The organism is Saccharopolyspora sp. ASAGF58 (genome assembly GCF_012277335.1).
Classification (GTDB): domain Bacteria; phylum Actinomycetota; class Actinomycetes; order Mycobacteriales; family Pseudonocardiaceae; genus Saccharopolyspora; species Saccharopolyspora hattusasensis.
Genome location: NZ_CP040605.1, coordinates 957,511 through 983,230, shown reverse-complemented (window position 1 = coordinate 983,230; position 25,720 = coordinate 957,511). Strand labels below are relative to the sequence as shown.

Sequence of the window (25,720 nt, the reverse complement as noted above, 5' to 3'; positions counted from 1 at the left end):
CTGCCGGGGGAACCGGGGCAACTCGTGTTGACGGTGGAGTGAAGTGGGGTACTGTGGGGGAAGGTGGGGCAAACGGGGGTCCTACCACTTCCAATGGCCACAGATGATCGCGTCCAGCGGAAGTACCGGCCCGGTCGTCGTTCAGGGATTGGACGCCACGGGGCGGGTCCGGGGCCGTCACGCAGGCGGCCTGGGCGGGGGAGGTGGACCGGAATGTTTCTCGGTACCCACCACCCGAAGCTCGACGACAAGGGGCGTCTGACGCTGCCGGCGAAGTTCCGGGAAGCATTGGCGGGGGGGTTGATGGTCACCAAGGGACAGGACCACTGCCTCTACGTCTTCCCGCGCGACGAGTTCGAGCAGATGGCGCGCAAGGTCGCCGAGGCACCGTTCACCAACGAGGCGGTCCGCGCCTACCAGCGGTACCTGTTCGCCGGCACCGACGAGCAGCAGCCCGACGGGCAGGGTCGGATCTCGATCGCGGCGGAGCTGCGGCGCTACGCGGGGCTGGCCAAGGAGTGCGTGGTCATCGGCGCGATCAACCGCCTGGAGATCTGGCACGCGGAGAGGTGGCAGAGCTACCTCGACGAACACGAGGAGAGCTATGCGAAGGCGCAGGAGGAGGTGCTGCCCGGCGTGTTCTGAGCGTTCCGCCGACCGGCGGGACGGGAGTTGACGGCAAGTGATCCGGGTTTCGTGAGGCCTCGGTCCGCTCGGCTATCGCATGCCTGGTGCATCTTCCCCGGCACCAGGACGCGACGGGCGGGCGGGGACCTGACGGGATCCGGACTACGAGGGGCTTACCGATGATCGCCACGCGTGGTTCCGCGCGTGGCGATCGAGGTATTCGATCGCGATGTTCAATGAGAACGGGCACGCGGGAGGGAGGGACCGCCGTGGCCGAACAGCGGCATGATCGGGGCGGATCCGCCCGCGACAAGCATGTGCCAGTACTGCTCGACCGCACGCTGGAGCTGCTCGCGCCGGCGTTGTCCCGCGAGGGCGCGGTGGTCGTCGACGCCACGCTCGGCATGGGCGGGCACTCGGAGGCGATGCTCGCCGCGCACTCAGGCCTGACCCTGGTCGGCCTGGACCGGGACCCAGACGCGCTGCGGCTGGCCGGTGAGCGCCTGGCGCCGTACGGCTCCCGGATTCACCTGGTGCACGCGGTGTATGACCAGTGGGCGGAGGTGCTCGACGACCTGGGTATGTCCGAAGTGGACGGCGCGCTGTTCGACCTCGGGGTGTCCTCGCTGCAGCTGGACGAGACCGGCCGCGGCTTCGCCTACGCGCACGACGCGCCGCTGGACATGCGGATGGACCCGGGGGCGCCGCGCACCGCCGCGGACGTGCTCAACACCTACAGCGCGGACGAGCTGGCGCGGGTGTTGCGCACCTATGGCGAGGAGAAGTTCGCGGGCAAGATCGCCGCCGCGATCGTCCGGGAACGCCAGAAGGAGCCCTTCGCCAACAGCGCCCGGCTGGTCCAGCTGCTCTACGACACGGTGCCGGCGGCGAGCCGGCGCACCGGCGGACACCCGGCCAAGCGCACGTTCCAGGCGCTGCGCATCGAGGTCAACGCAGAGCTCGACGTGCTGGACCGCGCGCTTCCGGCGGCACTGGATTCGCTGGCCGCCGGCGGTCGGATCGTCGTGATGTCCTACCACTCGCTGGAGGACCGGATGGTCAAGCGGGCCTTCACCGAGCGGGCGAAGTCGCGGACCCCGGTCGACCTGCCGGTGGAACTGCCGGGACACGGACCGGAATTCCGATTGCTCACCAGGGGCGCCGAGCTCGCCGGTGAGCAGGAGATCGAGGCCAACCCCCGGGCCGCGTCGGTGCGGCTGCGGGCCGCGGAGCGGATCGGTCGGGGGAACGCATGAGCTGCAAGGCGAGGGAGGCGAGATGACTGCACCTACACGCGTCGGCAAAGCCGCTTCGCGGACGGGTCAGGCCACCCAGAAGTCTGCGCAGAAGAGCAGCCAGAAGTCTGCGCAGAAAACCGGGCAGAAGTCTGTCCAGAAGACGACCCAGAAGTCCGGGCAGAAGACCGAGAAGCCACGGACGCGGTCGGCTGCGGCTGAGCGCGCGTACGCGCGCCGCGAGGAGCGGCGGGAGCGGTCGGCGCGGGAGCCCGCCGCCAGGCGGCCGCGCCAGGTGCGGCAAGGCGTGGAGGAACGGCGTCCGGCGGCGAAGCCGAAGCCGAAGGCGAAGCAGCTGCACGAGCGGGTTTCGCTCCAGCGGTTGCCGCTGGTGGTCGTCGTGATGTCGGTGCTGGCCACCGGCTTGGCGGCGACGTTGTGGCTGTCCATCGCGGCGGTCAGCGGCAGCTACCAGCTGCAGCAGGGCGAGGAAAGCCTCAACGCGCTGGGCGAGAGCAAGGAGCGGTTGCTGCGTGAGGTCAGCTCGATGAGCTCGACGCCGGAAATCCAGCGTCGCGCCGAGGAAGCCGGCTTGCGGCCGGCACCGTCTCCGGCGCGCCTCGTCCAGCAGCCGGACGGCTCGGTGATCGTCGTCGGCGAGCCCAGGAAGGTCACCGCTGCGCAACCTTCGGCGGACCAGCCGGCCGCCCCGCCCGCGCAGGGTCAGCAACCCCCGGCAGGGCAGCCTCCGGCGGAGAACCAGGCCCCGCAGCAGCCGCCGACGGGCCAGCAGCCGGACGCGGCCGCATTGGCGGGCCGCTGATGGCCCGTGGGGCGACCAGCGGCATCAGGAGGCGCACCGCGCGGACCAATGTAGCCGGTAGCAACCGGCGGCTGCTCGTCGGCCGGTTGCTGCTGGTGATCGCGCTCGTGCTGACCGCGGGCAAGCTGATCCAGGTGCAGGGGTTCGAGGCCAGTGCGCTGTCCGAGAAGGCGCAGCGGCAGCGGGCGGCCAGCCAGGTCATCCAGGCCGAGCGCGGGTCCTTCGTGGACCGCAGCGGGAACGTGCTGGCGTTCAGCGGTGAAGCGCGGCAGCTCTTCGCCAACCCGAGGCTGCTGACCAAGACCTTCGACGACGAGCACGCCAAGGATCCCTCGAAACCCACGGCGGAGCAGTACAAGAAGGAGGTCGCCCGCTACATCCCGCAGGTCACTCAGGGGAAGATCTCCGAGCAGGAAGTGCTCAACGCGCTCTTTAAAGACGTTCAGTTCACCTACTTCGGCCCGCCGATCGATCCGAGCCAGGCGCGGCTGATCACCGAGAAATACCCGCACATCGGGGCCGATTACCGAGGGACCCGCGAGTACCCGGCCGGGGACCTGGGCTCGAACATCATCGGTGCGGCGAACTGGCGGCCGGACGAGCAGAAGCTGAAGGGTCAGATGGGCCTGGAGGCCTCGTTGGATCCGCTGCTGGCCGGCACCGACGGGGCGAAGGTCGCCGACACCGCGATGGGGTCGAACCTCGTCATCCCCGGCACCGAGCGGGAGTTGAAAGCGGCGATCCCGGGCTCCGACGTGGAGTTGACGATCGACTCGGACCTGCAGTTCACGCTGCAGCGCGAACTCGCCGACTACGCCCGCCAGGCCAGGGCCCGGAGCGCGAGCGCGGTGGTGCTGGACGCCAAGACCGGCGAGATCTACGCGCTGGCCAACGACAAAACCTTCGATCCACGCGCGGGTTCGTGGGGGGAGAACCCCGGCGCCAACCCGGCAGTGACCACGCCCTACGAGCCGGGCTCGGTGAACAAGGTGATCACCGCGGCCGGGGCGATCGAGAACGGCATCGTCAAACCGGACACCGTGCTGCAGGTCCCGGGCTCCATCAAGGTCGCCGACCGGACCGTCGGGGACGCCTGGGACCACGGCCCGGTCCCGATGACCTTCACCGGCGTGCTGGGCAAGTCCTCCAACGTCGGCACCCTGATGGTCGCGCAACAGCTCGGCGAGCAGCGGTTCTACGACCTGGCCCGGAAGTTCGGGTTGGGCCAGCGGACCGGCAGCGGGCTGCCGGGGGAGAGTGCGGGCAGCCTGCCGCCACGCGAGTCCTGGTCCGGGTCGACGTTCGCGAACCTGCCGATCGGCCAAGGCCTTTCGATGACGGTGCTGCAGATGGCGGGCATGTACCAGGCGATCGCCAACGACGGGGTGCGGGTTCCACCGCGCATCATCGCCGCGGAGGTCCGGCCGGACGGCACGCGCGTGGAGCGTCCGCGCCCGGAGGGGGTGCAGGTGGTCAGCCCGGAGACGGCGCACACCGTGAAGGACATGCTGCGCGCGGTCGTGCAGAAGGCTCCGCAGCCCAACCGCGGCACCGGTCCGGATGCGGCGCTGCCGGGCTACCAGATCTCCGGCAAGACGGGAACGGCGCAGCAGATCGACCCGGACTGCCGCTGCTACAGCCAGTCGAAATACTGGATCACCTTCGCCGGGATAGTGCCCGCGGACAACCCGCGCTTCGTGGTGGGGCTGATGCTGGACCAGCCCGCGTACGGCAGCCCCGAGGGGTCTTCGGCGGCGCCGCTGTTCCACAACATCGGCGCGTTCCTCACCCAGCGCTACCAGATCCCGCTGTCCAAGGAGCAGGCCCCGTTCCAACTCCTCCAGGCCGGCTGACGAGCGGCTGGCGGGCGGCTGGCGGGCGGTCATCCGGCCTTGTTGACCACAATTTCAATGGAAATTGGACCTTCGATTTCCATTGAAATTGCGGAACCATGAGCGGCGGATGGCGGGCGGTCAGCGACATGCGGCTGTGAGCGGGTCGTTCTTCCTGTTTGATGACTGCGAAGAACCTTCAGGAAACTGCCATGCAGCCGGGTGGCTCGGCCACTGACGCCTGGGAGGCAATGAGGCCCCGGTACCACGTACCGGGGCATCATCATTCAGTGGTCAAAACGACCGTTCTTCACGGCGCGAACGAACGCAGGAACATCGACCTTAAGCGTGGGGCCGTTCGGGTCTTTCGAGTCCCGGATTCGGTCAAGAGTCGAGGTTAATTCGACACAGTCTCCGTTAGGGTTGCTGTGGCTACTTTTGCGCCAGCGTTGTTTGATCACTTGAACTCCAATCATCTGCAATAACTTGCGCGATAAATCGTTTCGAATCGGCAGGGCTCAGGGCGTGTCGACTGATCATCCTAATGGCCGTCCGATACGCCTCAATGTCATCGGAGTCGGTGACGAATGCGCCAGAGCTATAATGTTCAAAGTGCACGAACGGCGGCGCATCCGCGAACTCGTAAAGAACAAATGGGCCAGCGGAGCCGGGGTGCCAACCGACACCAAGAGGAATGACTCGAATCGTAATGTTAGGCTGATCGGCCATTGTAAGTAGGTGACGGAGTTGCTCGGTCATTACATCGGGTGAAGCCATAGGCTCCCGCAACGCTGCTTCGCTAACCAGCGCTTCCAGTCTTACGGGGTCTCTACCGGTGAGCACTTCGCGCCGGGCGATCCGAACTGTGACCCGGCGTTCGATCTCGTGCTTGGGCAATTCATTGGCTACCGCTAGAGCACGGACGAAATCGGTAATCTGGAGCAGTCCAGGCAGGGTCATGGGTGACCATACAACTATCGACTTTGCCTCGCGCTCGCTTTCCATCGCGCCTGCCAGTTGTTCGGGCAGGCCGGGTATGCCGACGGCGAGCCAGTTGGGCTCACTCGCCCTCCGAGCAAGCGCGAGAATCCTCTCGCACTCATCCGGCGTAGCTCCTAGAGCGCCCAAAATTCGGGCCGTAAGCTCTACGCTGGGAACTTTTTTGCAATTTTCGATCTTGGACAGGTTTGATTGGTCGAAGGACAACTTGCGGCCAAGTTCGCGAATACTCATGTTTCGTTCCTGGCGAGCTTGACGCAAAGCAGCGGCTAGCGCTCTGGCGCGCGGTCCGTTGGCTGTAGCCACGCGATCCATCCTTACGTGTGATCGGATGTTGATCGCCCGATTAGGGCAATTGCGAGGTTGTGGTTACCTCACCCACTCTCAAGCCAACGCAGGTCAACCGTTGCAAACCTAGCGTACTTGTTGGGTCAACACTCTTTGGAGGAATCATGCGGGGTGAGGGCATCTTGCCAGTGCCGGAATGCCGGAATGTGGAGGGGCCTCCGGCCACGGACGTAGTGCGAGCACTCCGTTACCCGCGTCATCTGGCTATCGCCGAAGCTTTTCCGGTCACGAGGGAATCCGGTATGCCCGCGCCCACAGTCCCGGCGTATTCAGTGTCCAGAGAGTGTCTCGACGTGGATCAGCGACGGCCGGGTGATGCTGGCGGCTCCATCCGCCGAGGTGACTTTTATGACGTCGGAAGCCGCCCGCAGGTTGGCCGACAACTTGCGTGACCACGCGGAGGCGATCGACGCCGAACGGACCGCTCTCGCGTTCGTCCGGCGCTGAGACCTGCCCGGTCCGTCTCGTGGCGTCCCGGCGGGACGGGCCGGGCACATGAGGCGGGCGGCGCCGTGTCGAGACCGAGCGGTGCCCCCGAAGCGCCGCACGCCCCCTCGGGCTCCGCGCGCCGCCCGCCACCCCACCTCGCCTCACACATCGAGAGGTAGATCATGGCAACACCGCACCCGAGCACGACACCGAACCAGCAGCGCTACTTCTGGCTGCCGGTACCAGACGAGTCCAGCGACTACGGCCTGGCACGCCACGCCTTTGCCGGTACACGCCTGGACGCGGGCGCAGCCGGTGAATCGTTCTGCGGCATCACCTTCGCCTTGGCCCAACCGTCCGAAATGGACTGGATTCACGCCAAAACCTGCCAGGACTGCAACACGTTGCTGAAGCAGATGAAGGGATGTCCGACGGGATAGCGCCTCAGCACTGGCCCGACGGCACCCCCGTCACCCCAGGACCGGACGGCAGCCTCACGGCCGAGGACCTCCTTGCCCGGGTCGCCTTCGTCGTGCGTGTCGGGCGAGGGCTGCGGGGCTCCCGGTTCAGCTCGGCGAGACTTGATCCGGCACCTGCGGTCTGGCGATTTCGCGCGAAATCGCCGGGGCTCCCCCCACCAGCGCTACACGGCGGGAAGAATCAGCCCTCGGCATCGGGCTCTTCGAATTTGATCGGGGTTGAGTGATCATCGGTGACGTTGTGGCACGGGTGGGTGATCACGGTGCGTGTTTTGCGTTCTTGATCGCCCGCAGCCGCGACGCGGATCGACCGCGACTGCGCTGAACGGCTCAGGTGTTGCCCGACCGAACAGGTGCCGACCATCGGGATGCTTCCTCAGGTGGTACCGGTAGCCTGTCGCGACGTGCCTTCCTCGGTTGCGACAGCTCCACCTCGCCCGGCCCACGTCGAGCCGGTGGAGATCGAGAAGCTCGCCGATGTCATCGGCGCGCATGTGCTTCGCGCCCCAGGTCACAGCGCTGCCGCAGCGCCGGTGACCGGGGCGACCCTGCGTGCTCAACACGTTCGCCCCGGCGACCTGTTCGCCGCACTGCCGGGCATCCGCGTGCACGGCGCCGACTTCGCGCAGCACGCGCTGGATTCCGGCGCCGTCGCCGTGCTGACCGACCAGGCCGGGATCGACCGGGCCGCGCTCATCGAGCACCCCGCCGTCCGCGAGGGCCGGGTGTCGCTGCTCGTGCACGACGATCCGCGGGGCGTGCTCGGCGCGGCCTCGGCGTTGATCTACGGCGACCCGTCGAGCCGGTTGAAGGTGCTCGGCGTGACCGGCACCTCGGGGAAGACCACCACCACCTACCTGCTGGAGTCCGCGCTGCAGGCCGCCGGGTTCGGCACCGGGCTCGTCGGCACCGTCGAGACCCGCATCGCCGGCGACCGGCTGGACAGCGCGTTCACCACGCCGGAGGCGCCGGACCTGCAGGCGCTGCTGGCCGTGATGGTCGAGCACCGGGTGACCTACGTGCCGATGGAGGTCTCCAGCCACGCGCTGGCGATGGGCCGGGTCTCCGGCACCAAGTTCGCCGTCGGCGCGTTCACCAACCTGTCCCAGGACCACCTGGACTTCCACCGCGGCCTGGAGGACTACTTCCAGGCCAAGGCACTGCTGTTCGACGGCCGCGCCGAGCACGAGGTCGTCTGCATCGACACCGAGTGGGGCGAACGGCTGGTCAAGCCGCACACCATCACGGTGTCCACCGCGGGCGACGCGACCTGGTCCGCCACCGACGTGCGGGCGTACCCCACCGGGGAGCAGACCTTCACCGCGCACGGGCCCGGGGACCTGGAGCTGCACGTCCGGCTGCGGCTGCCCGGGCCGTTCAACGTCGCAAACGCATTGCTCGCGATCGGGGTCCTGCACGCCGCTGGGGTGCCCACCTGGGCGATCGAGCGCGGGCTCGCGGAGGTCGACGTGCCGGGCCGCATGGAGCGTGTCGCGCTCGGGCAGGAATTCACCGCCGTGGTGGACTACTCGCACAAGCCCGGAGCGGTGGCCGCGGTGCTCGACGCGGCCCGCGCGCAGGTCGACGGCAAGGTGATCGTCGTCCTCGGTTGCGGAGGCGACCGGGACGTCGCGAAGCGGCCGTTGATGGGCGAGGCGGCCGCCCGCCGCGCCGAGCTGCTGATCGTCACCGACGACAATCCGCGCAGCGAGGACCCGGCCGGCATCCGGGCGGCCATGCTGGCCGGCGCGCAGGAGGTGCCGGCCGACCAGCGCGGCGAGGTGATCGAGATCGGCGACCGCCGTGCGGCCATCGCCGCCGCGGTCGAACGGGCCGAGCCGGGCGACATCGTCGTCGTCGCGGGCAAGGGCCACGAGACGGGGCAGGAGGTGGCGGGTGTGGTGCACCCCTTCTCCGACCGGGAGGAACTCGCCGCCGCGCTGCGTCTATGTTTGGGCCAAAGGTCCAGGGAGCCAGAGGAAACCGATGTTCGTCGGGGGCAGGGCGACGAGGAGGCAAGTTGATCCGGCTCAGCCTCGCCGACATCGCGGAAGCGGTGGTCGGCAGGCTTCATCGTGCGGAAAGCTCGGAGATCGTAAGCGCGGGTGTCGAGTTCGACTCGCGCAAGATCGAACCCGGCGGGCTGTTCGTGGCCGTGCCCGGGGAACAGGTCGACGGGCATGACTTCGCGGCGCAGGCCGTCGCGAATGGTGCGGTGGGCGTTCTCGCCGCGCGGGAGGTCGACGCCCCGGCAGTGATCGTGCCGCCGGTGAGCGGCGACGCGGCGGGCGCGCTGGCGCTGGCCGGTGACGTGGACGGCTCCGGCGCCGCGGTGCTGGCCGGGCTGGCGAAGCTGGCCCGCCACGTGGTCGACCGGCTGCCGCAGCTCACCGTGGTAGGCGTGACCGGCTCGTCGGGCAAGACGTCCACGAAGGACCTGATCGCGCAGCTGCTGGAACCGATGGGGCCGACGGTCGCGCCGCCCGGCTCGTTCAACAACGAGCTCGGCCACCCGTGGACCGTGCTGCGCGCCGACGAGGGCACCCGGCACCTGGTGCTGGAGCTGTCCGCGCGCGGCGTCGGGCACATCGCGAACCTGTGCGAGGTGGCTCCGCCGCGCATCGGCGCGGTGCTCAACGTCGGCCACGCGCACCTCGGCGAGTTCGGCTCGCAGGAGGCGGTGGCGCAGGCCAAGGGCGAACTGGTCGAGGCGCTGCCCGCCGACGGCGTGGCGGTGCTCAACGCCGACGACCCGCTGGTCGCGGCGATGGCCGACCGGACGAAGGCCCGCGTGGTCTTCGTCGGGGAAAGCCCCGGCGCGCAGGTGCGCGCGGCGGACATCGAGGTCGACGACCTGGCGCGACCGACGTTCACGCTGGTCACCGCGCAGGGCGAGGCCCGGGTGACGCTGCCGCTTTTCGGCGAGCACCACGTGGGCAACGCGCTGACCGCGGCCGCCATCGCGCTGGAGCTCGGAGCGACCGTCGAGCAGGTGGCCGAGCGGCTCGGCTCGGTGCGCCGGGTGTCCGCGCGGCGCATGGAGGTCAGCGAGACACCGGGCGGCGTCACGGTCGTCGACGACGCCTACAACGCCAACCCGGAATCGGTCCGGGCGGCGCTGAAGACGCTGGCCGCGATGACCCGCGGGCGCCCGGGCCGGGCGTGGGCGGTGCTGGGGCCGATGGCCGAACTCGGCGAGTTGGATGTAGAAGCGCACGACGAGATCGGGCGGCTGGCCGTCCGCCTGAACATCGACCGGCTGGTGGTGGTCGGCGAACAGGCCCGGGCGATGCACCAGGCGGCATCGCTGGAAGGGTCGTGGGGAGAGGAGTCGGTTCTGGTGCCGGACATCGATGCGGCCGTCGCGCTGCTGCGCGCCGAGCTGCGTCCCGGTGACGTGGTGCTCGCCAAGGCATCGAACTCCGCCGGGCTGTGGCGGGTCGCCGAAGCCCTGCTGGCCGAGGGAGATTCAGGGGGGCGCAAGCCGTGAAACCAATCCTGGTGGCGGCCGCCGTGTCGCTCGTTGTTTCGATCCTCTTCACCCCGTACCTGATCCGGGTGTTCTCCAGGCAGGGCTTCGGTCAGGAGATCCGGGAAGAGGTGCAGAGCCAGCACGCCGCCAAGCGCGGCACCCCGACCATGGGTGGCGTGGCGATCCTGGTGGCCATGTGGGTCGGCTATCTGGTGAGCCACCTGATGGGCGGCGACCCGATGAGCGCGTCCGGATTGCTGGTGCTCGGCCTGACCACGGCCCTGGGCATCGTCGGGTTCCTGGACGACTTCATCAAGATCCGCAAGCAGCGCAACCTCGGGTTGAACAAGACGGCGAAGCTGGTCGGCCAGTTGATCGCCTCGGTGCTGTTCGCGATCCTGGCGATCCAGTTCGCCAACAAGCACGGCGTCACACCCGCGTCGGTGGAACTGTCGTTCCTGCGCGACATCTCGGTGATCTCCTTCGGCGTGATCGGGTTCGTGATCTTCGCCTACGTGGCGATCAGCGGCTGGTCGAACGCGGTCAACTTCACCGACGGCATGGACGGCCTGGCGGGCGGCACCGCGGCGATGGTGCTGGCGACCTATGTGCTGATCTCGTTCTGGCAGCTGCGCAACGACTGCTTCGGGGAGGCCGGCCCGACGGCGGGCTGCTACACGGTGCGGGACCCGCTGGACATCGCGGTGGTCGCCGCGGCGGCGATGGCGGCCTGCGTCGGCTTCCTGTGGTGGAACGCGGCGCCCGCGAAGATCTTCATGGGCGACACCGGTTCGCTGGCGCTGGGCGGCCTGCTGGCCGGGCTTTCGATGGTCACCCGCACCGAGCTGCTGATGATCGTCATCGGCGGTGTGTTCGTGGTCGAGGCGCTGTCGGTGGTGCTGCAGATCGTGGTGTTCCGCTCCACCAGGCGGCGGCTGTTCCGGATGGCGCCGTTCCACCACCACTTCGAGCTCGCCGGGTGGGCTGAAACCACGGTGATCATCCGGTTCTGGGTGCTGGCCGGGATCAGCTGCATGTTCGGCGTGGGCCTGTTCTACGCGGACTGGCTGGCGCTGGCCAATCCCTGAGAGCCTGTCGGCGAATGCCGTCCGCGCCTTTGGAAGCGGCGTAGCCGCTTGCATTCACCTTGCCAAGACGACCGCGGGTTCTGAGAGGTTTTCTGGCAAGGACGGGCCCCTCCGCCGCGTATTGGCCATACATCAGGAGGGGCACCCGCAGTCAGGGGAGGCTCTCAGGTTCCGCTAAGCGACCACCCACCCAGACCATTCACCAACAGGCTCTGAGAGGCTGTCTCCGTCGGTGGGCCAAGCGGCTGGCGCCGCTTCAAAGGCGAAGACCAAAACCGGATTCGACGCCGGCGCCGTTGCAGGACTTCCGATCCGCGCGGCGGTGACGCGCCGCGGACGAGGAGACTAGGGAGACGACTCGGTGGCAGGGCGGTTCGAGGGGCTGAACGTGCTGGTGGCCGGTGCCGGGGTGTCCGGCCGCTCGGCCGCCGAGGCGCTGCTTGCGGTGGGTGCGGCGGTCACCGTCACCGACGCCGCCGCCGACCGGCTGGCCGCGCTGGCGTCGCTGCAGGCGCAGGGAGCGGAGCTGGTCGCCGGGCTCAGCGAGCCGCCGGCGGGCACCGACCTGATCGTCACCAGCCCCGGCTGGCGGCCGGACTCGCCGCTGCTGGCGGCGTCGGTCGCGGCCGGGGTCGAGGTGATCGGGGAGGTCGAGCTCGCCTGGCGGCTGGACCAGGAGAAGGCGACGCCCGCCACGGTGGCGATGGGCCGGCGAGCAGCGCCGGCTACCTGGCTGGCGGTCACCGGCACCAACGGCAAGACGACCACGGTCAGCATGCTGGAATCGATCCTGCGCGCCGCCGGGGTCGACGTGGTGGCCTGCGGCAACGTCGGGCTTCCGGTGGTCGACGCGGTCCGCGCCGGGCACGAGGTGCTCGCCGTGGAGCTGTCCAGCTTCCAGCTCCACTGGTCGGACTCCGTGGCGGCGTTCGCCGCCGTCGTCCTGAACCTCGCCGCGGACCACCTGGACTGGCACGGCTCCCCCGCCGCCTACGGCGACGCCAAGGCGAAGGTCTACTCCGGCAACTCCGTCGCCGTCGCCAACGCCGACGACGCGTGGTCGACCCGGCTGTCCGCCGCTGCCGCGGCGGACGCCAGGAGGGTCTCCTTCACGCTGGGTGTTCCGCGGGAGGGCCAGCTCGGCGTCGAGGACGCCTCGCTGGTGGATCGCGCCTTCGGCGACGGGGTGGTGCTCGCATCGCTCGCGGACGTGCATCCGGCGGGCCCGCACAACGTGGCGAACGCGCTGGCCGCGGCGGCGTTGGCGCGGGCCCACGGCGTCGCGCCGGCGGCGGTGGCCGAGGGGCTGCGCGCGTTCGAGCCGGGGGCGCACCGGTCGGTGCCGGTGGCCGAGGCCGCCGGTGTGTCCTATGTGGACGATTCGAAGGCGACGAACCCGCACGCGGCGGACGCGGCGCTGCGCGCGCACCCGAGAGTGGTGTGGATCGCGGGCGGCCTGCTCAAGGGCGCCGAGGTCGACGACCTCGTCGCGGCCAACGCCGATCGGCTGGCGGCAGTGGTGCTGATCGGGCGCGATCGGGACCGGTTCGCCGCCGCTCTGGCCCGACACGCCCCGGATGTGCCGGTCCGCGAGGTCGCGGCAGGGGACGATGCGGGCATGCTGGAAGCTGTTCGCGTGGCCAACGGGTTCGCGCGGCCCGGTTCGGTGGTGCTGCTCGCCCCGGCCGCCGCGTCGATGGACATGTTCACCGATTACGCCCACCGGGGCCGGGCCTTCGCCGACGCGGTGCGCGCGGTGCTGGCGGACGCTACGGCTGCCACGCACGGCGGGTGATCCGCAGTGACCACCGCGACCAGGCCCGCGCCCAAGCGCGCTGCGCGGAAGCGCGCGGGCTTGGGCGTGCTGTCGCCGCTGACCGCCTGGTTGACCCGGCCGCTGGCGTCGTTCCACCTGCTGCTGGCGGTCTTCGGCCTGCTGACGATCTTCGGCCTGGTGATGGTGCTCTCGGCCTCCAGCGTTGACGCGTTCAACAAGGACGGCTCGTCCTACAGCGTGTTCAGCAAGCAGGTGATGTACTGCCTGGCCGGGCTGGGGGTGTTCTACGCCGCGCTGCGGATACCGGTCCGGCTGATGCGCCGGTACAGCCTGATCCTGCTGACTATCTGCCTGGGGCTGCTGGTGGCGGTGCTGACCCCGCTCGGCGCCAACATCAACGGGGCGAAGAGCTGGTTCGTGGTCGCCGGGGTGTCCTTCCAGCCGGTGGAGTTCGCCAAGATCGCCTTCGCGCTGTGGGGCGCGCACGTGCTGGTCACCAAGCGCGGCCTGATGACGCAGTACCGGCACCTGCTGGTGCCGGTGGTGCCGGCGGCGCTGCTGATGTTCACGCTGGTGATGATGCAGCCAGACCTGGGCTCGACGATCACGCTGTTCATCGTGCTGCTGGCGCTGCTGTGGTTCGCGGGCGCGCCGCTGCGCTTGTTCGTGGTGATGCTGCTGGGCGCGGTGACCGGCGGCGTGGCGCTGGCCATGGTCGCCGACTACCGGATGGCGCGGTTGACCTCGTTCCTGGATCCGCTAGGTGACCCGTCCGGCTCCGGCTACCAGGCGCGGCAGTCGTTGTTCGCGCTGGCCGACGGCGGGCTGTTCGGCCGCGGGCTGGGGCAGGGCTGGTCGAAGTGGCAGTACCTGCCCAACGTGCACAACGACTTCATCTTCGCGGTGATCGGCGAGGAGCTCGGGTTCGTCGGCTGCGCGATCGTGCTGATGCTCTTCGCCACCACCGCGTACGTGGGCATGCGCATCGCGTTCCGCAACACCGACCCGTACATCCGGCTGGTGTCGGCGACGTTGACCGTGTGGCTGGTGGGGCAGGCGATCATCAACGTCGGCTACGTCGTGGGCCTGCTGCCCACCACCGGGCTGCCGCTGCCGCTGATCTCCTCCGGAGGATCGTCGGTGGTCACTACGATGCTGGTGTTCGGCCTGCTCGCGAACTTCGCCCGGCACGAGCCCGAGGCGATCGCCGCGCTACGGTCTTTGGGACCAGGTCGGGTCGGCAAGCTGCTGCGGCTGCCGACCCCGGCGCCGTACCGGCCACCGGCCAAGCGGCGTCCGGCACGACCGACCCCACGAAGCCGGCCCGGCGCGAAGAGCTCCGGGGCGGCGGCAACTCGCCGGGGAGGCGGGAGCACGCGGGCGCGTGGTACGCGCAGCGGGCCCGGATCCCGGGCGCAGACACGAGGAGGACACCGTTGAGCGGGGACCAGACGGTCCGCATCGACCAGGCCGCGATGGCCGACCCTCGGGGTGCCGCCGTGGGCCGGCGGCCGCTGTCGGTGGTCGTCGCCGGGGGCGGCACCGCCGGGCACATCGAGCCCGCGCTGGCGCTGGCCGACGCGGTGCGCCGACTGCGGCCGGACGCCCGGGTGACCGCGCTGGGCACCGAGCGGGGCCTGGAGAACCGGCTGGTGCCGGCCCGCGGCTATCCGCTGGAGCTCATCCCGCCGGTGCCGATGCCGCGCAAGCCCAACATCGACCTCCTGAAGCTGCCGCTGAAGGTGCGGAATTCGGTGAAGCAGACCCGCGAGGTGCTGGAACGCGTCGGCGCGGACGTGGTGATCGGCTTCGGCGGCTACGTCTCGCTGCCCGCCTACCTCGCCGCGCGCGGCCGCGTGCCGATCGTGGTGCACGAGGCGAACGCGCGCGCCGGGCTGGCGAACAAGGTCGGCGCGAAGTTCGCGGAACGCGTGCTGGCCGCGACCCCGGACAGCGGCCTGGCCGGGGCGCAGACCATCGGCATCCCGCTGCGCGAGTCGATCACCCGGCTGGACCGCTGGGCGCTGCGGATGCAGGCCCGCCAGCACTTCGGGCTGCACCCGCACGCCCCGACGATCCTGGTGTTCGGCGGCTCGCAGGGCGCTCGCACCCTGAACACCGCGTTCTCCGGCGCGGCGGAAGCGCTGGGGCGCGCCGGGATCGGCGTGCTGCACGCGCACGGACCGAAGAACACCATTGCGGTGCAACAGGTTCCGGGCGCACCGGCGTACACGGCCGTGCCGTACCTGGAGCGGATGGACCTGGCTTACGCGGCGGCGGACCTGGTGGTGTGCCGGTCCGGCGCGATGACCGTCGCCGAGGTCTCGGCCGTCGGGCTGCCCGCGGTGTTCGTGCCGCTGCCGCACGGCAACGGCGAGCAGGCACTCAACGCGCAGCCGGTGGTCTCCGCCGGTGGCGCGCGGCTGGTGGCGGACGCGGATCTGACCACGCAGCGGGTCATCGACGAGGCGCTGCCGCTGGCGCTGGACGCCCAGCGGTTGCAGGAGATGAGCCGGGCGACGCTGGGCAGTGGCCACCGCGAAGCGGACCAGGTATTGGCGCAGATCGTGCTGGAGGTTGCCGGACGATGACCGGACCGTCCCCCACAAACTTCGACAGCGCGGACTTCGACACCGCGGACTTCGACGCCGTGCTGGCGCGGGTGCACCTGGTCGGCATCGGCGGGGCCGGGATGAGCGGCATCGCCCGCATCCTGCTGGCCCGCGGGCAGCAGGTGTCCGGCTCGGACGCCCGCGACTCGCGCACCGTGCTGGCGCTGCGAGCGCAGGGCGCGCACATCGGCATCGGCCACCAGGCGGAGAACCTCGACCAGTTCGACGCGGACCCGACGGCGGTCGTGGTATCCACGGCGATCAAGCCGGACAACGCCGAGCTGGTCGAGGCGCAGCGGCGGGGGATCACCGTGCTGCGCCGGGCCGAGGCACTGGCCGCGCTGATGGCCGGGCACCGGGTGGCCTGCGTGGCGGGCACCCACGGCAAGACGTCTACGACGTCGATGCTGACCGTGGCGTTGCAGCACTGCCGGTTCGACCCGTCCTTCGCGATCGGCGGCGACCTCAACGAATCGGGCGCGAACGCGCACCATGGCGACGGCAGCATCTTCGTCGCGGAAGCCGACGAGAGCGACGGCTCGTTCCTGGTGTTCGCGCCGTCGGTGGCGGTGGTTACCAACGTCGAGCCGGACCACCTGGACCACCACGGCACCGCCGAGGCGTACGTCGCGGTGTTCGACGAGTTCGTGCGGCGGATCGAGCCGGACGGGGTGCTGATCGCCTGCGCCGACGACCTGGGCGCTGCCGAGCTGGCGGACCGGGCGGAGAAGTCCGGCGTCCGGGTGCGGCGCTACGGGAAATCGGTCACCGGAGACGCCGACGCGCGGCTGGTCGGCTACCGGCCCGAGCACGGTTCCGGCGTCGCGACCGCGCAACTCGGCGGCAAGACCATCGACGTGCAGGTTTCGGTGCCGGGGGAGCACATGGCCGGCAACGCCGTCGCGGCGCTGCTGGCCGGGTTGGAGCTCGGCGCGCCCCTCGACGGCCTGCTCGAGGGGCTCGCCGCCTTCGGCGGGGTCCGGCGGCGGTTCGAGTTCAAGGGCCGCGCCGACGGCGTCCGCGTCTACGACGACTACGCCCACCACCCCACCGAGGTGGAGGCGCAGCTGCGGGCGGCCCGGCCGGTGGTCGGAGACGGCCGGCTGATCGTGGTGTTCCAGCCGCACCTGTTCTCCCGCACGGCGGCGTTCGCGAGCGAGTTCGCGACGGCGCTGGGCCTGGCCGACGAGGTCGTCGTGCTGGACGTCTACGGCGCGCGGGAGGACCCGCAGCCCGGCGTCACCGGCGAGCTGATCGCCGGCGAAGTTCCGCTGCCGAGCGGGAAGGTGCACTACGAGCCGTCATTCACGGCGGCCGCGCCGCTGGTCGCGGGCCTGGCGCGGCCCGGTGACCTGGTGCTGACGATGGGGGCCGGGGACGTGACCATGCTCGGCCCGGAGATCCTCCGCGAGATCGACTGCGACACCGCGGAGGATCAGGGGTGACCCCCACGCGCCGCCCCGCAACGGAGCGTCCCGGGCTGCGCAGCACCCGGGGCCGCCCGGTGCGGGGCGGCGCGACGGCGCCGCCGAAGTGGCGCCGCTGGGCGCTCCCGGCCGTGCTGGCCGCGGTGACCGTGGTGGCGCTCCTGCTGTACTTCACGCCCCTGCTGGGCGTCCGGACGGTGCAGGTCGCCGGCAACGCGACGCTCGGCCAGGAACAGGTGGTGCAGGCGGCGGGCATCGAGCCGGGCACGCCGATGCTGCAGGTCGACGTCGACGAGATCCGCAGCCGCCTGCAGGCCTTGCCGGAGATCGCGGCGGCGCAGGTGTCGCTGAGCTGGCCGTCGACGGTGCAGGTCGAGGTGACCGAGCGGGTGCCGGTGGCGTTCATGGTGGCCCGCAACGGGATACGGCTCGTCGACGCCGGCGGCGTGCCGTTCGAGGCGGTCCCGGAACGCCCGGCTGACCTGCCGGAACTCCAGGTGCAGGCGGCGTCGCAAGACGACGCGGCGACCAAGGCGGCGATGACGGTCCTGATGGCCCTCTCGCAGCCGGTCCGCGCGGAGGTCACGGCGGTGATCGCGGCGCGGCCGAACGAGGTCCGCCTGCTGCTGACGGGCGACCGCGAGGTCGACTGGGGTTCGCTGGAGGAAACCCCCCGGAAGGCGGCGATCCTCCCACCCCTGCTCACCCGGCCGGGCAAGGTCTACGACGTGACCACCCCAGCCCTCCCGACGGTGGCCTGAGCAGCCGGTAGTCCGAAGTGGACTGAACACCCTTCGAAAGCCGTGCCGGACATGGTTGCATTCGGCCAGGTCGGCGGTGACGAGGTCGGCGTAGACGTGCTCCAGCACCGCCTTCGTCAGCTGGTTAGTGTTGCGTCCAGCTTCATCACCGCGTCCTTCCACAGCTCGGCCAGGCGGGCGGGTTCGAATGTCCCGCCGTGTGTGAGCACTGACATCGTCGTTGTGCCTTGATAGGACGTCAGCAACGTGAAGCAACTGCCACCGGGTGGCAGCCACGGCAGTGGAATTGCCTCTTCGAAGGGGCGGCCGTTCCAGGTTAGCTGGCCTGAAATGCGTAGACCTGAGACCGCGAAGCCCGATCGGAGCGGGTGCGCGACACGCAGGTGCGCCCAGTCGCCCGCCCGCTCCGCCTGGCCCGCGTCTACGACGCGCCAGAACCGCTTCCAGCGGTCGAGGCGTTTCCTGCTGGTGGACTTGATGGCAGCGTCCAGCGCGTCGACCGGTGAAGCGGCGCCGGATTGCAACGGCACACGGACTAGGCCGAGATGGTTACCGATCGGCCCGTCGGGTTTACCGTCCTCTCGAGTGTCCAGCGGGACGACCACGTGCGTGAGGCCACCGGGACGTGACACGTGGGAGTTCGTTCGCTCCCGGTCCAGCGCGCCGAGTGCGTGTCATCGCTGACATGTGCGGCCCGTCCCACGCTGAGCGCGGTGAACAGCCGCAGGAAGAAATCGATCACGTCATTGGGAACGCCTGCGGAGCGCGCGATTGACTGGTATTCCTCTGCGGTGACCGCTCGGTAGGTGACGGGATGTCCGACGAGTTCGGTGCCCAGTTCGCCCATGGTGTCCCAATCGAGGACCTCCGAACAGCAGAAGGCCCGGTGAGCCGATGCTGACGGGACGTCGCTACCGCTTGAAGCTCAGCACCGCGCAGGCCGCCCAGTGCGAGGAGTTCGGCAATATCTGCCGGGCAGTGTGGAACACCGCCCTGGAACAACGCCGCGAGTACCGGCGGCGGGGGGCGTGGATGAACTACAACGAGCAAGCCGGACAGCTCGCCGACGCGAAAACCGAGCACGACTGGTTGCAGACCGTGCCGTCGCACATCCTCCAGCAGGCGTTGAAGGACCTGGACCGGGCGTGCCGCGACCACGGCACGTTCCGGGTTAAGTGGCGCGGCAAGCAGCGTTGGAACCCGTCGTTGCGGTTCCCGATGGGCAAGCTCATCGAGGTCGAGCGGCTGAACAAGCGGTGGGGACGGGCGAAGCTCCCGAAGCTGGGGTGGGTGCAGTTCCGCATGACCCGCCAGCTCGGCGGTGCCGTGCGGTCCGCGACAGTGTCCCGCGACGGCCGGGACTGGTTCGTGTCGTTCCTCGTCGACGACGGCGCCATCACCCCAGAACGGCACGCCGCACCCCACAGCGGCGTCGGTGTCGATCGTGGAGTCGCGGCAGCGGTAGCTACCAGTGACGGCAAGCTCATTGACCGCGATTTCGTCTCGCCTGGCGCGGATGAGCGTTACCGCGGGTTGCGGCAGAAGCTTTCCCGGCAGAAGCGGGGCAGCGCAAACCGTAAGAAGACGCTCGGCAAGATGCGCCGGTTGAAGCGGCGCGAACGCGACCGGCGAGCGGACTTCTGCTCGCAGGTCGCGGCCGAGCTCACCGACCGCAACGCGCTGGTCGTGCTGGAAGACCTCCGTACCCGGAACATGACCCGGTCGGCGAGCGGAACCGCCGGAGAACCCGGCCGGAACGTCGCCCAAAAGTCCGGCCTGAACCGCGCCATCCTCGACAAAGGCTGGCACAAGTTTGAACTGGCCCTGCGTAACGCTGCCCGCTATACCGGCAGCGAGATCGTGAAGGTGCCTGCTGCGTACACGTCGCAGACGTGCGCGGTGTGTCGTGCTGTGGACCCGGAAAGCCGTGAGAGCCAAGCGGTTTTTCGGTGTACCCAGTGCGGCCACACAGCGCACGCTGACGTGAACGCGGCGAAGAACATTCTCGCCGCCGGACGGGCGGTGACAGCCTGTGGAGACCTCGCCGTTAGGCGGTCCGTGAAGCAGGAACCGCAACCGGCGTTAGCGCTGGTTGGAATCCCCGGCTTTAGCCGTAGGAAGGACGTCAAGTATTCGCCGGAGCGGTGGTCCGCAGCGCCCTCGGTGAGCCGTCGCAACACGGCGGTGGCCTGTGCGACGGGCGTCATTCGCCCGGCTGCCCGTTCGCCTTCGACCCAGGAGGCGATGCGTTGTTCGCACGGGTTACCACTCGCGGCGGCCTTCTCGGCGCCCGCCAGTGTGATACCGATGTCGACGAGGCCGGGGTGGTAGCTGAGCACCGTGACACCCAGGCGCCGCGTCTCGGCGGCCAGATTCTCGGTCAGCTTGATCACAGCCGCCTTCGACACCGAATAGGCCGTGGCATACGGCCATCGGTACACACCCGCGTGGCTGACGATGTTAATGATGCGTCCATTTTTCCTACGCACCATGGACATCAGTGCCGCCGAGCTCATTACCATCGTGCCGCGGAGGTTGACCTCCATCGCCTCCCACCACTCACCTTCGTCGAGCTCCCAAGTGGGGCCGACCGGTCCGGCCAGCCCCGCGTTGTTCACCAGGACGTCGAGTGAGCCGAAGGCGCCCTCCACGTGCTCGACAACCGCAGACGCGGCCGCTTTGTCCGTAGCGTCGGCAACCACGGCGTCCGCCACGATGTTCGCGGCGCGCAGTTCGTCACGTGCCGCCAAGAGCGCTGTCTGGTCTCGGCCCGTGATGACGACGACGGCTCCGGCTCGCCCCAGTTCCTCGGCGAAGGCGCGGCCGAGTCCCTTGGCTCCACCGGTGATGAGAATGATCGGTGCCCGGCCGGTCAACTCTGCGCCTCGCTCCACTGGGCCTTCAACTGACGCACCTACTTTCCGGGTCGACCAGCCGGATTTCGGTGTGGGGCAGCGCCATCCCGATCGACGAAGGCACAGGTTCCGCTCCGTCCGGTGGAGCGAAGGTGCAGCCGGCCTCGGTCATGCCGTAGCCCTGGACTATCGGAGCACCCAGCGTCCGGGCGCAGGTCTGCGCCACGTTCTCAGGCAGTGGTGCGGCACCTGAGTACACGAGTCGCAGGCTGCCCACGTCGCGGCCTGCGATGTCCCCCCCGCAACGCGAGTTCGGTTAGCACACTCGGCACCAGGTACGCCACCGTGATACGGCGTGTCTCGATGACCTCGAGCAGATCGTCCACTGTGAACGGACTGTCGACGGTGACCAGCTTCGCGCCGGCGCGTAGCGAGGGATTCATCGCCATCTGCATGCCGTAGATGTGCCGGAACGGTGTCAGTCCGAGTACCACGTCCCGCTTCGTCAAGTGGTGCACCGCGTCGATCTGGTCCAAATTGGACAAGAGATTCCGGTGAGAAAGCACGATTTGCTTCGGTGTGCCGAGAGAACCACTGGACGCCACCAGCAGCGCTGTGTTGGTGTCACAGGGAGCCGGCTCGTGCTCCGTCGGCGGTTCACTCAGCCACCGCGACCACGGCACCACGTCGACGTGGTGCCGTGCCCGTGGTCGCGGCAACACGTCGACGTTAGCCCGCGCCTGAGGCACCGCTGTCTCGCCGAGCACGATCGCGGTCCGCAACGACGCCGCAGCAGGAACGGTGGCAAGTTTTTCCCACGTCGCAGTGTCCGCTACGACGTGGCGTGCCGCGCATCGGGCGAGAACATGTTGCCATTCGTGCACGCTGCCGAACGGCTCCAGTGGCAGTACGACCCCACCTGCCACAGCGTGCCGTGGTAGGCCACGATGAACTCGGCGCTGTTGTCGCACACCAACGCGACCACTTCGCTAGGGGTATGCACGCGCCGCACCAAAGCTGCCGCGAAACGGTGGACCGCATCACGAAGCTCCGCATATTTGTAGGCGCGCCCGGTTCGATGCTCCACAAATGCTGTCTGGTCCGATAGTGAGGCAGTCCAGACCGAATCGGAGAGGTTGCGCGTCCACTGCGCGACTGCGGCTAACGTGCTCATGATAACTTGGTTCGTTTGCGTGCCACGATGAGACCGTCGGCAATCGGAAGCATGACCGACTCGACGCGGTCATCCGCCCGGACGTGGCTGTTGAACTCGTCGATGGCCTTCGCGTTGCCAGTCGGGAAGTCGTCCGCCGCCTCGCCGTAGTAGAACGTGTTGTCGGCGAGTAGCAGGCCGCCGGGTCGCATGCGTGGCACGAGGAGCTCCCAGTACTGCTGGTAGCTCACCTTGTCAGCGTCGATGAAGACCATGTCGATGTGCTCGGTCTTCGGCATCGCCCTCAGCGTGTCCGCGGCTTGTCCGAGCCGGACCTCGATCCGGTCGGCGACACCCTCCTTTTCCCAGGCCTGCTGGGCGATCTCCGTCCACTCGCTGGACAGGTCGCAGGTGACGATCTGCCCGTCGGCTCCCAATCCCCGAGCCATGGCCAGCGTGGAGTAGCCGGTGAAAGTGCCGATCTCCACGACCCGGGAGGCGCCGGTGAGCTGGACGAGCAGGGTGAGCAGCACACCCTGCTCGTGTGGGATCTGCATCTCCGCAGATGCGCCGAGCGCGTTCGTCTGGTCGATGAGCCACTGCTGGGCCTGCGTGGGGGGTTCGGTTTGGCGCAATAGATATTCGTACCGTCGTTGGTTCATCACGATGGTCTTCAGATCGGGCGATTGCAGGTCAGTCATGGGAGGAACCTTCCGAGGAAGTTGGACGTGATGAGGTTCCAGAGGTTCATGGCGCTCTCGGTCACGCTTCGAGCGACCGCGTCGATCTCGGCGGGGCGGGCCCCGGCCCAGTCGGTGGGAACGACCAGCGGCGTGCTACTCAGGTCGTCGAGCACCACCATGCAAAGGCGCAGCAACTGCATGGCGAACCCCTGGCGGCAGATTTCCGTGCGCCGCACGTGGAAGTAGGCATCATATAGATCGCGCCTCTGATCCGTGACGATGTCGGCATCCTGGCCCGCCATGCGCAACAGCGACTCCCCGCCACGGGCGAGCCGGTGCGCTACCGCCATGTGCACCACCAGGTTCGCCTTGCTCGCCGCGGTGAGTGGCGCGGTCGCGTGCGCCGGGTGCTGCTTCCTGACCTCGCGCAGCAACGCGGGCACGAGATCGTAGTCGCGTGCCCAGCGTCCGCTGAAAGCGCTCTCGGCCGCGGCCATCTCCGGCCTGATGGTGCGGTCGTACACATCAACCGAGCAGCTTCCTGCGTACACCAACAGAAGCGAGTAGACGTCGTATGTCAGTGCCGCACCGCGAATCAGCTCCGAGGAGGGCCGTCGCTGCCTGGTCAGCTCTTTCAAGCAGTCGGCGAGGACTCGCCATACACAGAAGGTTGTCTGGTGCCCGATCCACCAGCGGTACCTCGCCAGCGCACACTCGTCGCCCACCGGTGACGGTCCCCAGCCTGGGGGCGGGTGCACGTCGCAGTCGACGGAGGCGAAGCCGACGTCGGGATAAGGAAGCCGGAGGATTTCAAGGCCTTGCACGCCCTGGCCAAAGGCAGAGACGCGGGCCAGCTCACCAACGGAGGTCATTCAGTTCACCTGAGTCCGGTTTTCTAGCTCGTCCGCGAACTCGTCGAGCACTTCGGCGGCGCGCAAGACATCCGCGCGCAGCGGGCGGTCCGGTTCGATGGCCGGAACAGCCTCGATCAGCCGGTCGAGCAAGTTGACGCATGCCGGGGCGGTCGGCGCCCGGCCTACGTGGACGGCCTGTCGCAACGCCACGGCTAGCGAACCATGCAGCCACCGCAAAGATTCCGCCTGATCAAGCGCGCTCAGTGCGGCTTGAGTGCCGAAAGGCACGACGTCCTGGTTGTGCAGATTCGTCGGCACGCTCTGCATTGACGCAGGCGTGCAAGTGCGGCGCATGTGCACGACGGTCGACGTGGCAACCAGCTGCACGCCCTGCACCCCGTGCTGCTCGCCAGGTGTCGTCGCAAGCATTGGGGGCAGACCTCCGTTGCGGTGCGGATCGACCATCAGATCCAGCTGCCGCTCAGCGAGGTTCGCGATCTGCACTGTCACGAGCGACAACAGATCCGCCGCGAACGCGACCGGCTGACCGAAGAAGTTGCCGCCGTGGACAACTTCGCCGTGCTCCGGAAAGAACAGCGGGTTGTCGCTGATACCGTTCAGATCCGTCCGCACAACCTGGTCCGCATGAGCGATCGAGGCCGCAGCGGCGCCAAGCAGTTGCGGCACGCACCGGATGCTGTACGGCTCCTGCAGACCACGGTCACCGGTTGGCACGGTGCCCTGCAAGAGGTTACGCATGTGCTGCGCGACCTCAGCGGCTCCTGGATGCGCGAATGCGCCCATCAGGTGAGGCGAGAGGTAACCGGTGGCGCATCCCAGCACGTCCGCCATCACCGCCGACAACGTCCACGCGACGACGTGAGATCGCCGGATTGAGGCAAGTGCCAACCCGGCCGCCGCAGCCGTGAGCGACGTACCGTTTACCAGGCCTAGCGCGTCCCGTCCGTCCAGCTCCAAGGCTGGCAACCCACTTTCGGCCAAAGCTTGCCCCGCAGGCATCCGCTGCCCTCGGTGATAGGCGGCGCCGATGCCGCGCAACGCTTGTACGGCATGGGCGAGCGGGACGAGGTCACCACTCGCGCCGACCGAACCGATTCGCGGCACGGCGGGGGAAAATTCGGTGCGCAACATCGCCGCGAGTGCTTCCAACACGGTGTAGGAAACACCCGAGCGTCCTTGTGCGAGCGATCGCAGCCTGATCAGCAGCGCTGCTCGTACCACTGCGGGCTTCAGGTCGTCTCCTTGCCCGGTGCTCAGGTGGCTGAGCGTGTTCTCGCACTGGTCAGCGGAGTTGACGCGTCCGCTGAAATCCACCAGCGGTCCGAATCCTGTAGTCGCTCCGTAAACCGCCTGACCTTCGGCCAATGACTGCATCATGAAGGCCCTGCAGGCGAGGACGCGGTCTCTTGTTACCTCATCGATTCGGATGTTTAGCGGCTGTGCAGCCGACGCCAACATTTCCGGAGTTAGTTCTCCCGAGACGTCGACGATCGGGGTTGACAGCGCACTGGTCCCGGCCAGCATGAAAAACCTCCACATTGCGAACGAGACCGCCAACGATAAGGTTCGGCGAGCGCCGACCAACCGCTACGGGGTCAAGAGATTCGGATCAGTGCTTTGATGGCGGTGCGATTGTCCATCTGGCGGTATGCCTCCGGCACGGCTTCCAGGCCAACGGTGAGATCGAACACCGGCGAGGCGTCGATGCGGCCGTCCAGCACCCGGTCGATCAGCCGGGGGATGATGACGCGGGCGGGCGCCAGACCACCCGTAATCTTGAGGTTGCGCAGGAAGACCTGGTCTTCGCCGGGCAAAGCGGCGTGCGGGGCGCCGACGAGCGCGACCGTGCCGCCGTCTCTGACCGCACCCACCGCGGTGTCCATCGCCTCCTGGGTACCGACACAGTCAACCACGGCGTCAACGCCATGCCCTGCGGTGAGCTCGCGACACGCGCGACGGCGTCCGCTCCCCGATCCGGCACCGTCTCGGTCGCACCGAACTTTTGCCCGACCCGAGCCCGCGATTCGTGCCTGCTCAACAGCAGGATTTCTGCCGCACCCGCAGCACGCGCCGCGAGCACAGCGCACAAGCCGACCGCTCCGTCACCGATTACGGCCACCGTCGACCCGGACCCGGTGCCCGCGTTGCCGATCGCATAGTGGCCGGTCGACATGACATCGGCCAACGCTAGTGCCGACGGGAGTCGTTCGTCGTCCGCCGTCATCGGCAGCGCGATCAGAGTCGC

25 protein-coding genes and 1 pseudogene are annotated in these 25,720 nt (G+C 68.8%); 14 read left to right on the top strand and 12 right to left on the bottom strand.

What is annotated here, in order from left to right:
• The first annotated feature begins 213 nt into the window (after positions 1-213).
• From mraZ to FDZ84_RS04325, 4 genes are all read left to right on the top strand, one after another.
• A complete protein-coding gene (gene mraZ / locus FDZ84_RS04340) occupies positions 214-645 on the top strand; it encodes a division/cell wall cluster transcriptional repressor MraZ (RefSeq protein ID WP_168584823.1) in 432 nt (143 codons plus the stop codon).
• A 218-nt stretch (positions 646-863) separates the two neighbouring features.
• Positions 864-1,883, top strand: coding sequence for a 16S rRNA (cytosine(1402)-N(4))-methyltransferase RsmH (gene rsmH, locus FDZ84_RS04335; RefSeq protein ID WP_371812774.1), 1,020 nt, complete (start codon positions 864-866; stop codon positions 1,881-1,883).
• A gap of 22 nt (positions 1,884-1,905) precedes the next feature.
• Positions 1,906-2,685, top strand: coding sequence for a hypothetical protein (locus tag FDZ84_RS04330; protein WP_168584821.1), 780 nt, complete (start codon positions 1,906-1,908; stop codon positions 2,683-2,685).
• Positions 2,685-4,538, top strand: coding sequence for a penicillin-binding protein 2 (locus FDZ84_RS04325; protein WP_168584820.1), 1,854 nt, complete (start codon positions 2,685-2,687; stop codon positions 4,536-4,538). Before FDZ84_RS04330 ends, FDZ84_RS04325 begins: the two co-directional genes overlap by 1 nt.
• A 266-nt stretch (positions 4,539-4,804) precedes the next feature.
• Here FDZ84_RS04325 and FDZ84_RS04320 read toward each other — a convergent pair whose 3' ends face one another.
• Positions 4,805-4,993: a DUF397 domain-containing protein gene (locus tag FDZ84_RS04320; protein WP_371812773.1), complete on the bottom strand. Its 189-nt coding sequence runs from the start codon at positions 4,991-4,993 to the stop codon at positions 4,805-4,807.
• Positions 4,950-5,831 carry a helix-turn-helix transcriptional regulator gene (locus FDZ84_RS04315; protein WP_168584818.1) on the bottom strand — a complete coding sequence of 294 codons (882 nt, stop codon included), beginning with the start codon at positions 5,829-5,831 and terminating at the stop codon, positions 4,950-4,952. The genes FDZ84_RS04320 and FDZ84_RS04315 overlap by 44 nt, the downstream gene beginning before the upstream one ends.
• Before the next feature lie 644 nt (positions 5,832-6,475).
• On the opposite strand from FDZ84_RS04315, the gene FDZ84_RS04310 reads away from it, so the two are divergent.
• On the top strand, positions 6,476-6,733 hold the full coding sequence (locus FDZ84_RS04310; protein ID WP_168584817.1) for a hypothetical protein: 258 nt from the start codon (positions 6,476-6,478) through the stop codon (positions 6,731-6,733).
• A 220-nt stretch (positions 6,734-6,953) separates the two neighbouring features.
• Here the strand turns inward: FDZ84_RS04310 and FDZ84_RS04305 are convergent, their stop codons facing one another.
• Positions 6,954-7,136 carry a hypothetical protein gene (locus tag FDZ84_RS04305; RefSeq protein ID WP_168584816.1) on the bottom strand — a complete coding sequence of 61 codons (183 nt, stop codon included), beginning with the start codon at positions 7,134-7,136 and terminating at the stop codon, positions 6,954-6,956.
• 91 nt (positions 7,137-7,227) lie between these two features.
• On the opposite strand from FDZ84_RS04305, the gene FDZ84_RS04300 reads away from it, so the two are divergent.
• From FDZ84_RS04300 to FDZ84_RS04265, 8 genes are all read left to right on the top strand, one after another.
• Positions 7,228-8,796, top strand: a complete 1,569-nt coding sequence (locus FDZ84_RS04300; RefSeq protein ID WP_168584815.1) for a UDP-N-acetylmuramoyl-L-alanyl-D-glutamate--2,6-diaminopimelate ligase — start codon at positions 7,228-7,230, stop codon at positions 8,794-8,796.
• Positions 8,793-10,262: a UDP-N-acetylmuramoyl-tripeptide--D-alanyl-D-alanine ligase gene (gene murF / locus FDZ84_RS04295; RefSeq protein WP_168584814.1), complete on the top strand. Its 1,470-nt coding sequence runs from the start codon at positions 8,793-8,795 to the stop codon at positions 10,260-10,262. The genes FDZ84_RS04300 and murF overlap by 4 nt, the downstream gene beginning before the upstream one ends.
• Positions 10,259-11,332, top strand: a complete 1,074-nt coding sequence (gene mraY / locus FDZ84_RS04290; RefSeq protein ID WP_168584813.1) for a phospho-N-acetylmuramoyl-pentapeptide-transferase — start codon at positions 10,259-10,261, stop codon at positions 11,330-11,332. Before murF ends, mraY begins: the two co-directional genes overlap by 4 nt.
• Before the next feature lie 361 nt (positions 11,333-11,693).
• On the top strand, positions 11,694-13,127 hold the full coding sequence (gene murD, locus FDZ84_RS04285; protein WP_168584812.1) for a UDP-N-acetylmuramoyl-L-alanine--D-glutamate ligase: 1,434 nt from the start codon (positions 11,694-11,696) through the stop codon (positions 13,125-13,127).
• Positions 13,128-13,133: 6 nt separating this feature from the next.
• Positions 13,134-14,549, top strand: coding sequence for a putative lipid II flippase FtsW (ftsW, locus tag FDZ84_RS04280; protein ID WP_168584811.1), 1,416 nt, complete (start codon positions 13,134-13,136; stop codon positions 14,547-14,549).
• Between the two features lie 35 nt (positions 14,550-14,584).
• On the top strand, positions 14,585-15,700 hold the full coding sequence (gene murG, locus FDZ84_RS04275; RefSeq protein ID WP_168589793.1) for an undecaprenyldiphospho-muramoylpentapeptide beta-N-acetylglucosaminyltransferase: 1,116 nt from the start codon (positions 14,585-14,587) through the stop codon (positions 15,698-15,700).
• The gene (murC, locus tag FDZ84_RS04270; RefSeq protein ID WP_168584810.1) at positions 15,697-17,166 is read left to right on the top strand and encodes a UDP-N-acetylmuramate--L-alanine ligase; all 1,470 of its coding nucleotides are present in this window, start codon (positions 15,697-15,699) and stop codon (positions 17,164-17,166) included. The genes murG and murC overlap by 4 nt, the downstream gene beginning before the upstream one ends.
• On the top strand, positions 17,163-17,909 hold the full coding sequence (locus FDZ84_RS04265) for a cell division protein FtsQ/DivIB (RefSeq protein WP_168584809.1): 747 nt from the start codon (positions 17,163-17,165) through the stop codon (positions 17,907-17,909). The genes murC and FDZ84_RS04265 overlap by 4 nt, the downstream gene beginning before the upstream one ends.
• A 116-nt stretch (positions 17,910-18,025) precedes the next feature.
• Here the strand turns inward: FDZ84_RS04265 and FDZ84_RS04260 are convergent, their stop codons facing one another.
• Entirely contained in the window at positions 18,026-18,514 is a 489-nt protein-coding gene (locus FDZ84_RS04260) for a WS/DGAT domain-containing protein (protein WP_168584808.1), read from the bottom strand.
• 289 nt (positions 18,515-18,803) lie between these two features.
• Here FDZ84_RS04260 and FDZ84_RS04255 point away from each other — a divergent pair, with 289 nt between their 5' ends.
• Complete coding sequence (locus tag FDZ84_RS04255; protein WP_246868789.1) at positions 18,804-20,240, top strand: transposase; 1,437 nt, start codon at positions 18,804-18,806, stop codon at positions 20,238-20,240.
• On the opposite strand, the pseudogene FDZ84_RS40500 reads toward FDZ84_RS04255, so the two are convergent.
• From FDZ84_RS40500 to FDZ84_RS40490, 8 genes and pseudogenes are all read right to left on the bottom strand, one after another.
• A pseudogene (locus tag FDZ84_RS40500) lies at positions 20,144-20,803 on the bottom strand (SDR family NAD(P)-dependent oxidoreductase); the annotation flags it as partial. The gene FDZ84_RS04255 and the pseudogene FDZ84_RS40500 sit on opposite strands and share 97 nt — an antisense overlap.
• Positions 20,804-20,810: 7 nt before the next feature.
• Positions 20,811-20,990: an AMP-binding protein gene (locus tag FDZ84_RS40495; protein ID WP_371812772.1), complete on the bottom strand. Its 180-nt coding sequence runs from the start codon at positions 20,988-20,990 to the stop codon at positions 20,811-20,813.
• A gap of 4 nt (positions 20,991-20,994) precedes the next feature.
• On the bottom strand, positions 20,995-21,648 hold the full coding sequence (locus tag FDZ84_RS39920) for an AMP-binding protein (protein ID WP_168584806.1): 654 nt from the start codon (positions 21,646-21,648) through the stop codon (positions 20,995-20,997).
• On the bottom strand, positions 21,597-21,938 hold the full coding sequence (locus FDZ84_RS04235; protein ID WP_168584805.1) for an AMP-binding protein: 342 nt from the start codon (positions 21,936-21,938) through the stop codon (positions 21,597-21,599). The genes FDZ84_RS39920 and FDZ84_RS04235 overlap by 52 nt, the downstream gene beginning before the upstream one ends.
• A complete protein-coding gene (locus FDZ84_RS04230; RefSeq protein WP_168584804.1) occupies positions 21,935-22,618 on the bottom strand; it encodes an O-methyltransferase in 684 nt (227 codons plus the stop codon). Before FDZ84_RS04230 ends, FDZ84_RS04235 begins: the two co-directional genes overlap by 4 nt.
• The gene (locus FDZ84_RS04225; protein ID WP_168584803.1) at positions 22,615-23,472 is read right to left on the bottom strand and encodes a hypothetical protein; all 858 of its coding nucleotides are present in this window, start codon (positions 23,470-23,472) and stop codon (positions 22,615-22,617) included. Before FDZ84_RS04225 ends, FDZ84_RS04230 begins: the two co-directional genes overlap by 4 nt.
• A complete protein-coding gene (locus FDZ84_RS04220) occupies positions 23,473-24,999 on the bottom strand; it encodes an aromatic amino acid ammonia-lyase (protein ID WP_168584802.1) in 1,527 nt (508 codons plus the stop codon). It abuts the gene before it with no gap.
• 71 nt (positions 25,000-25,070) lie between these two features.
• Entirely contained in the window at positions 25,071-25,388 is a 318-nt protein-coding gene (locus FDZ84_RS40490) for a hypothetical protein (protein WP_371812771.1), read from the bottom strand.
• Between the last annotated feature and the right edge of the window lie 332 nt (positions 25,389-25,720).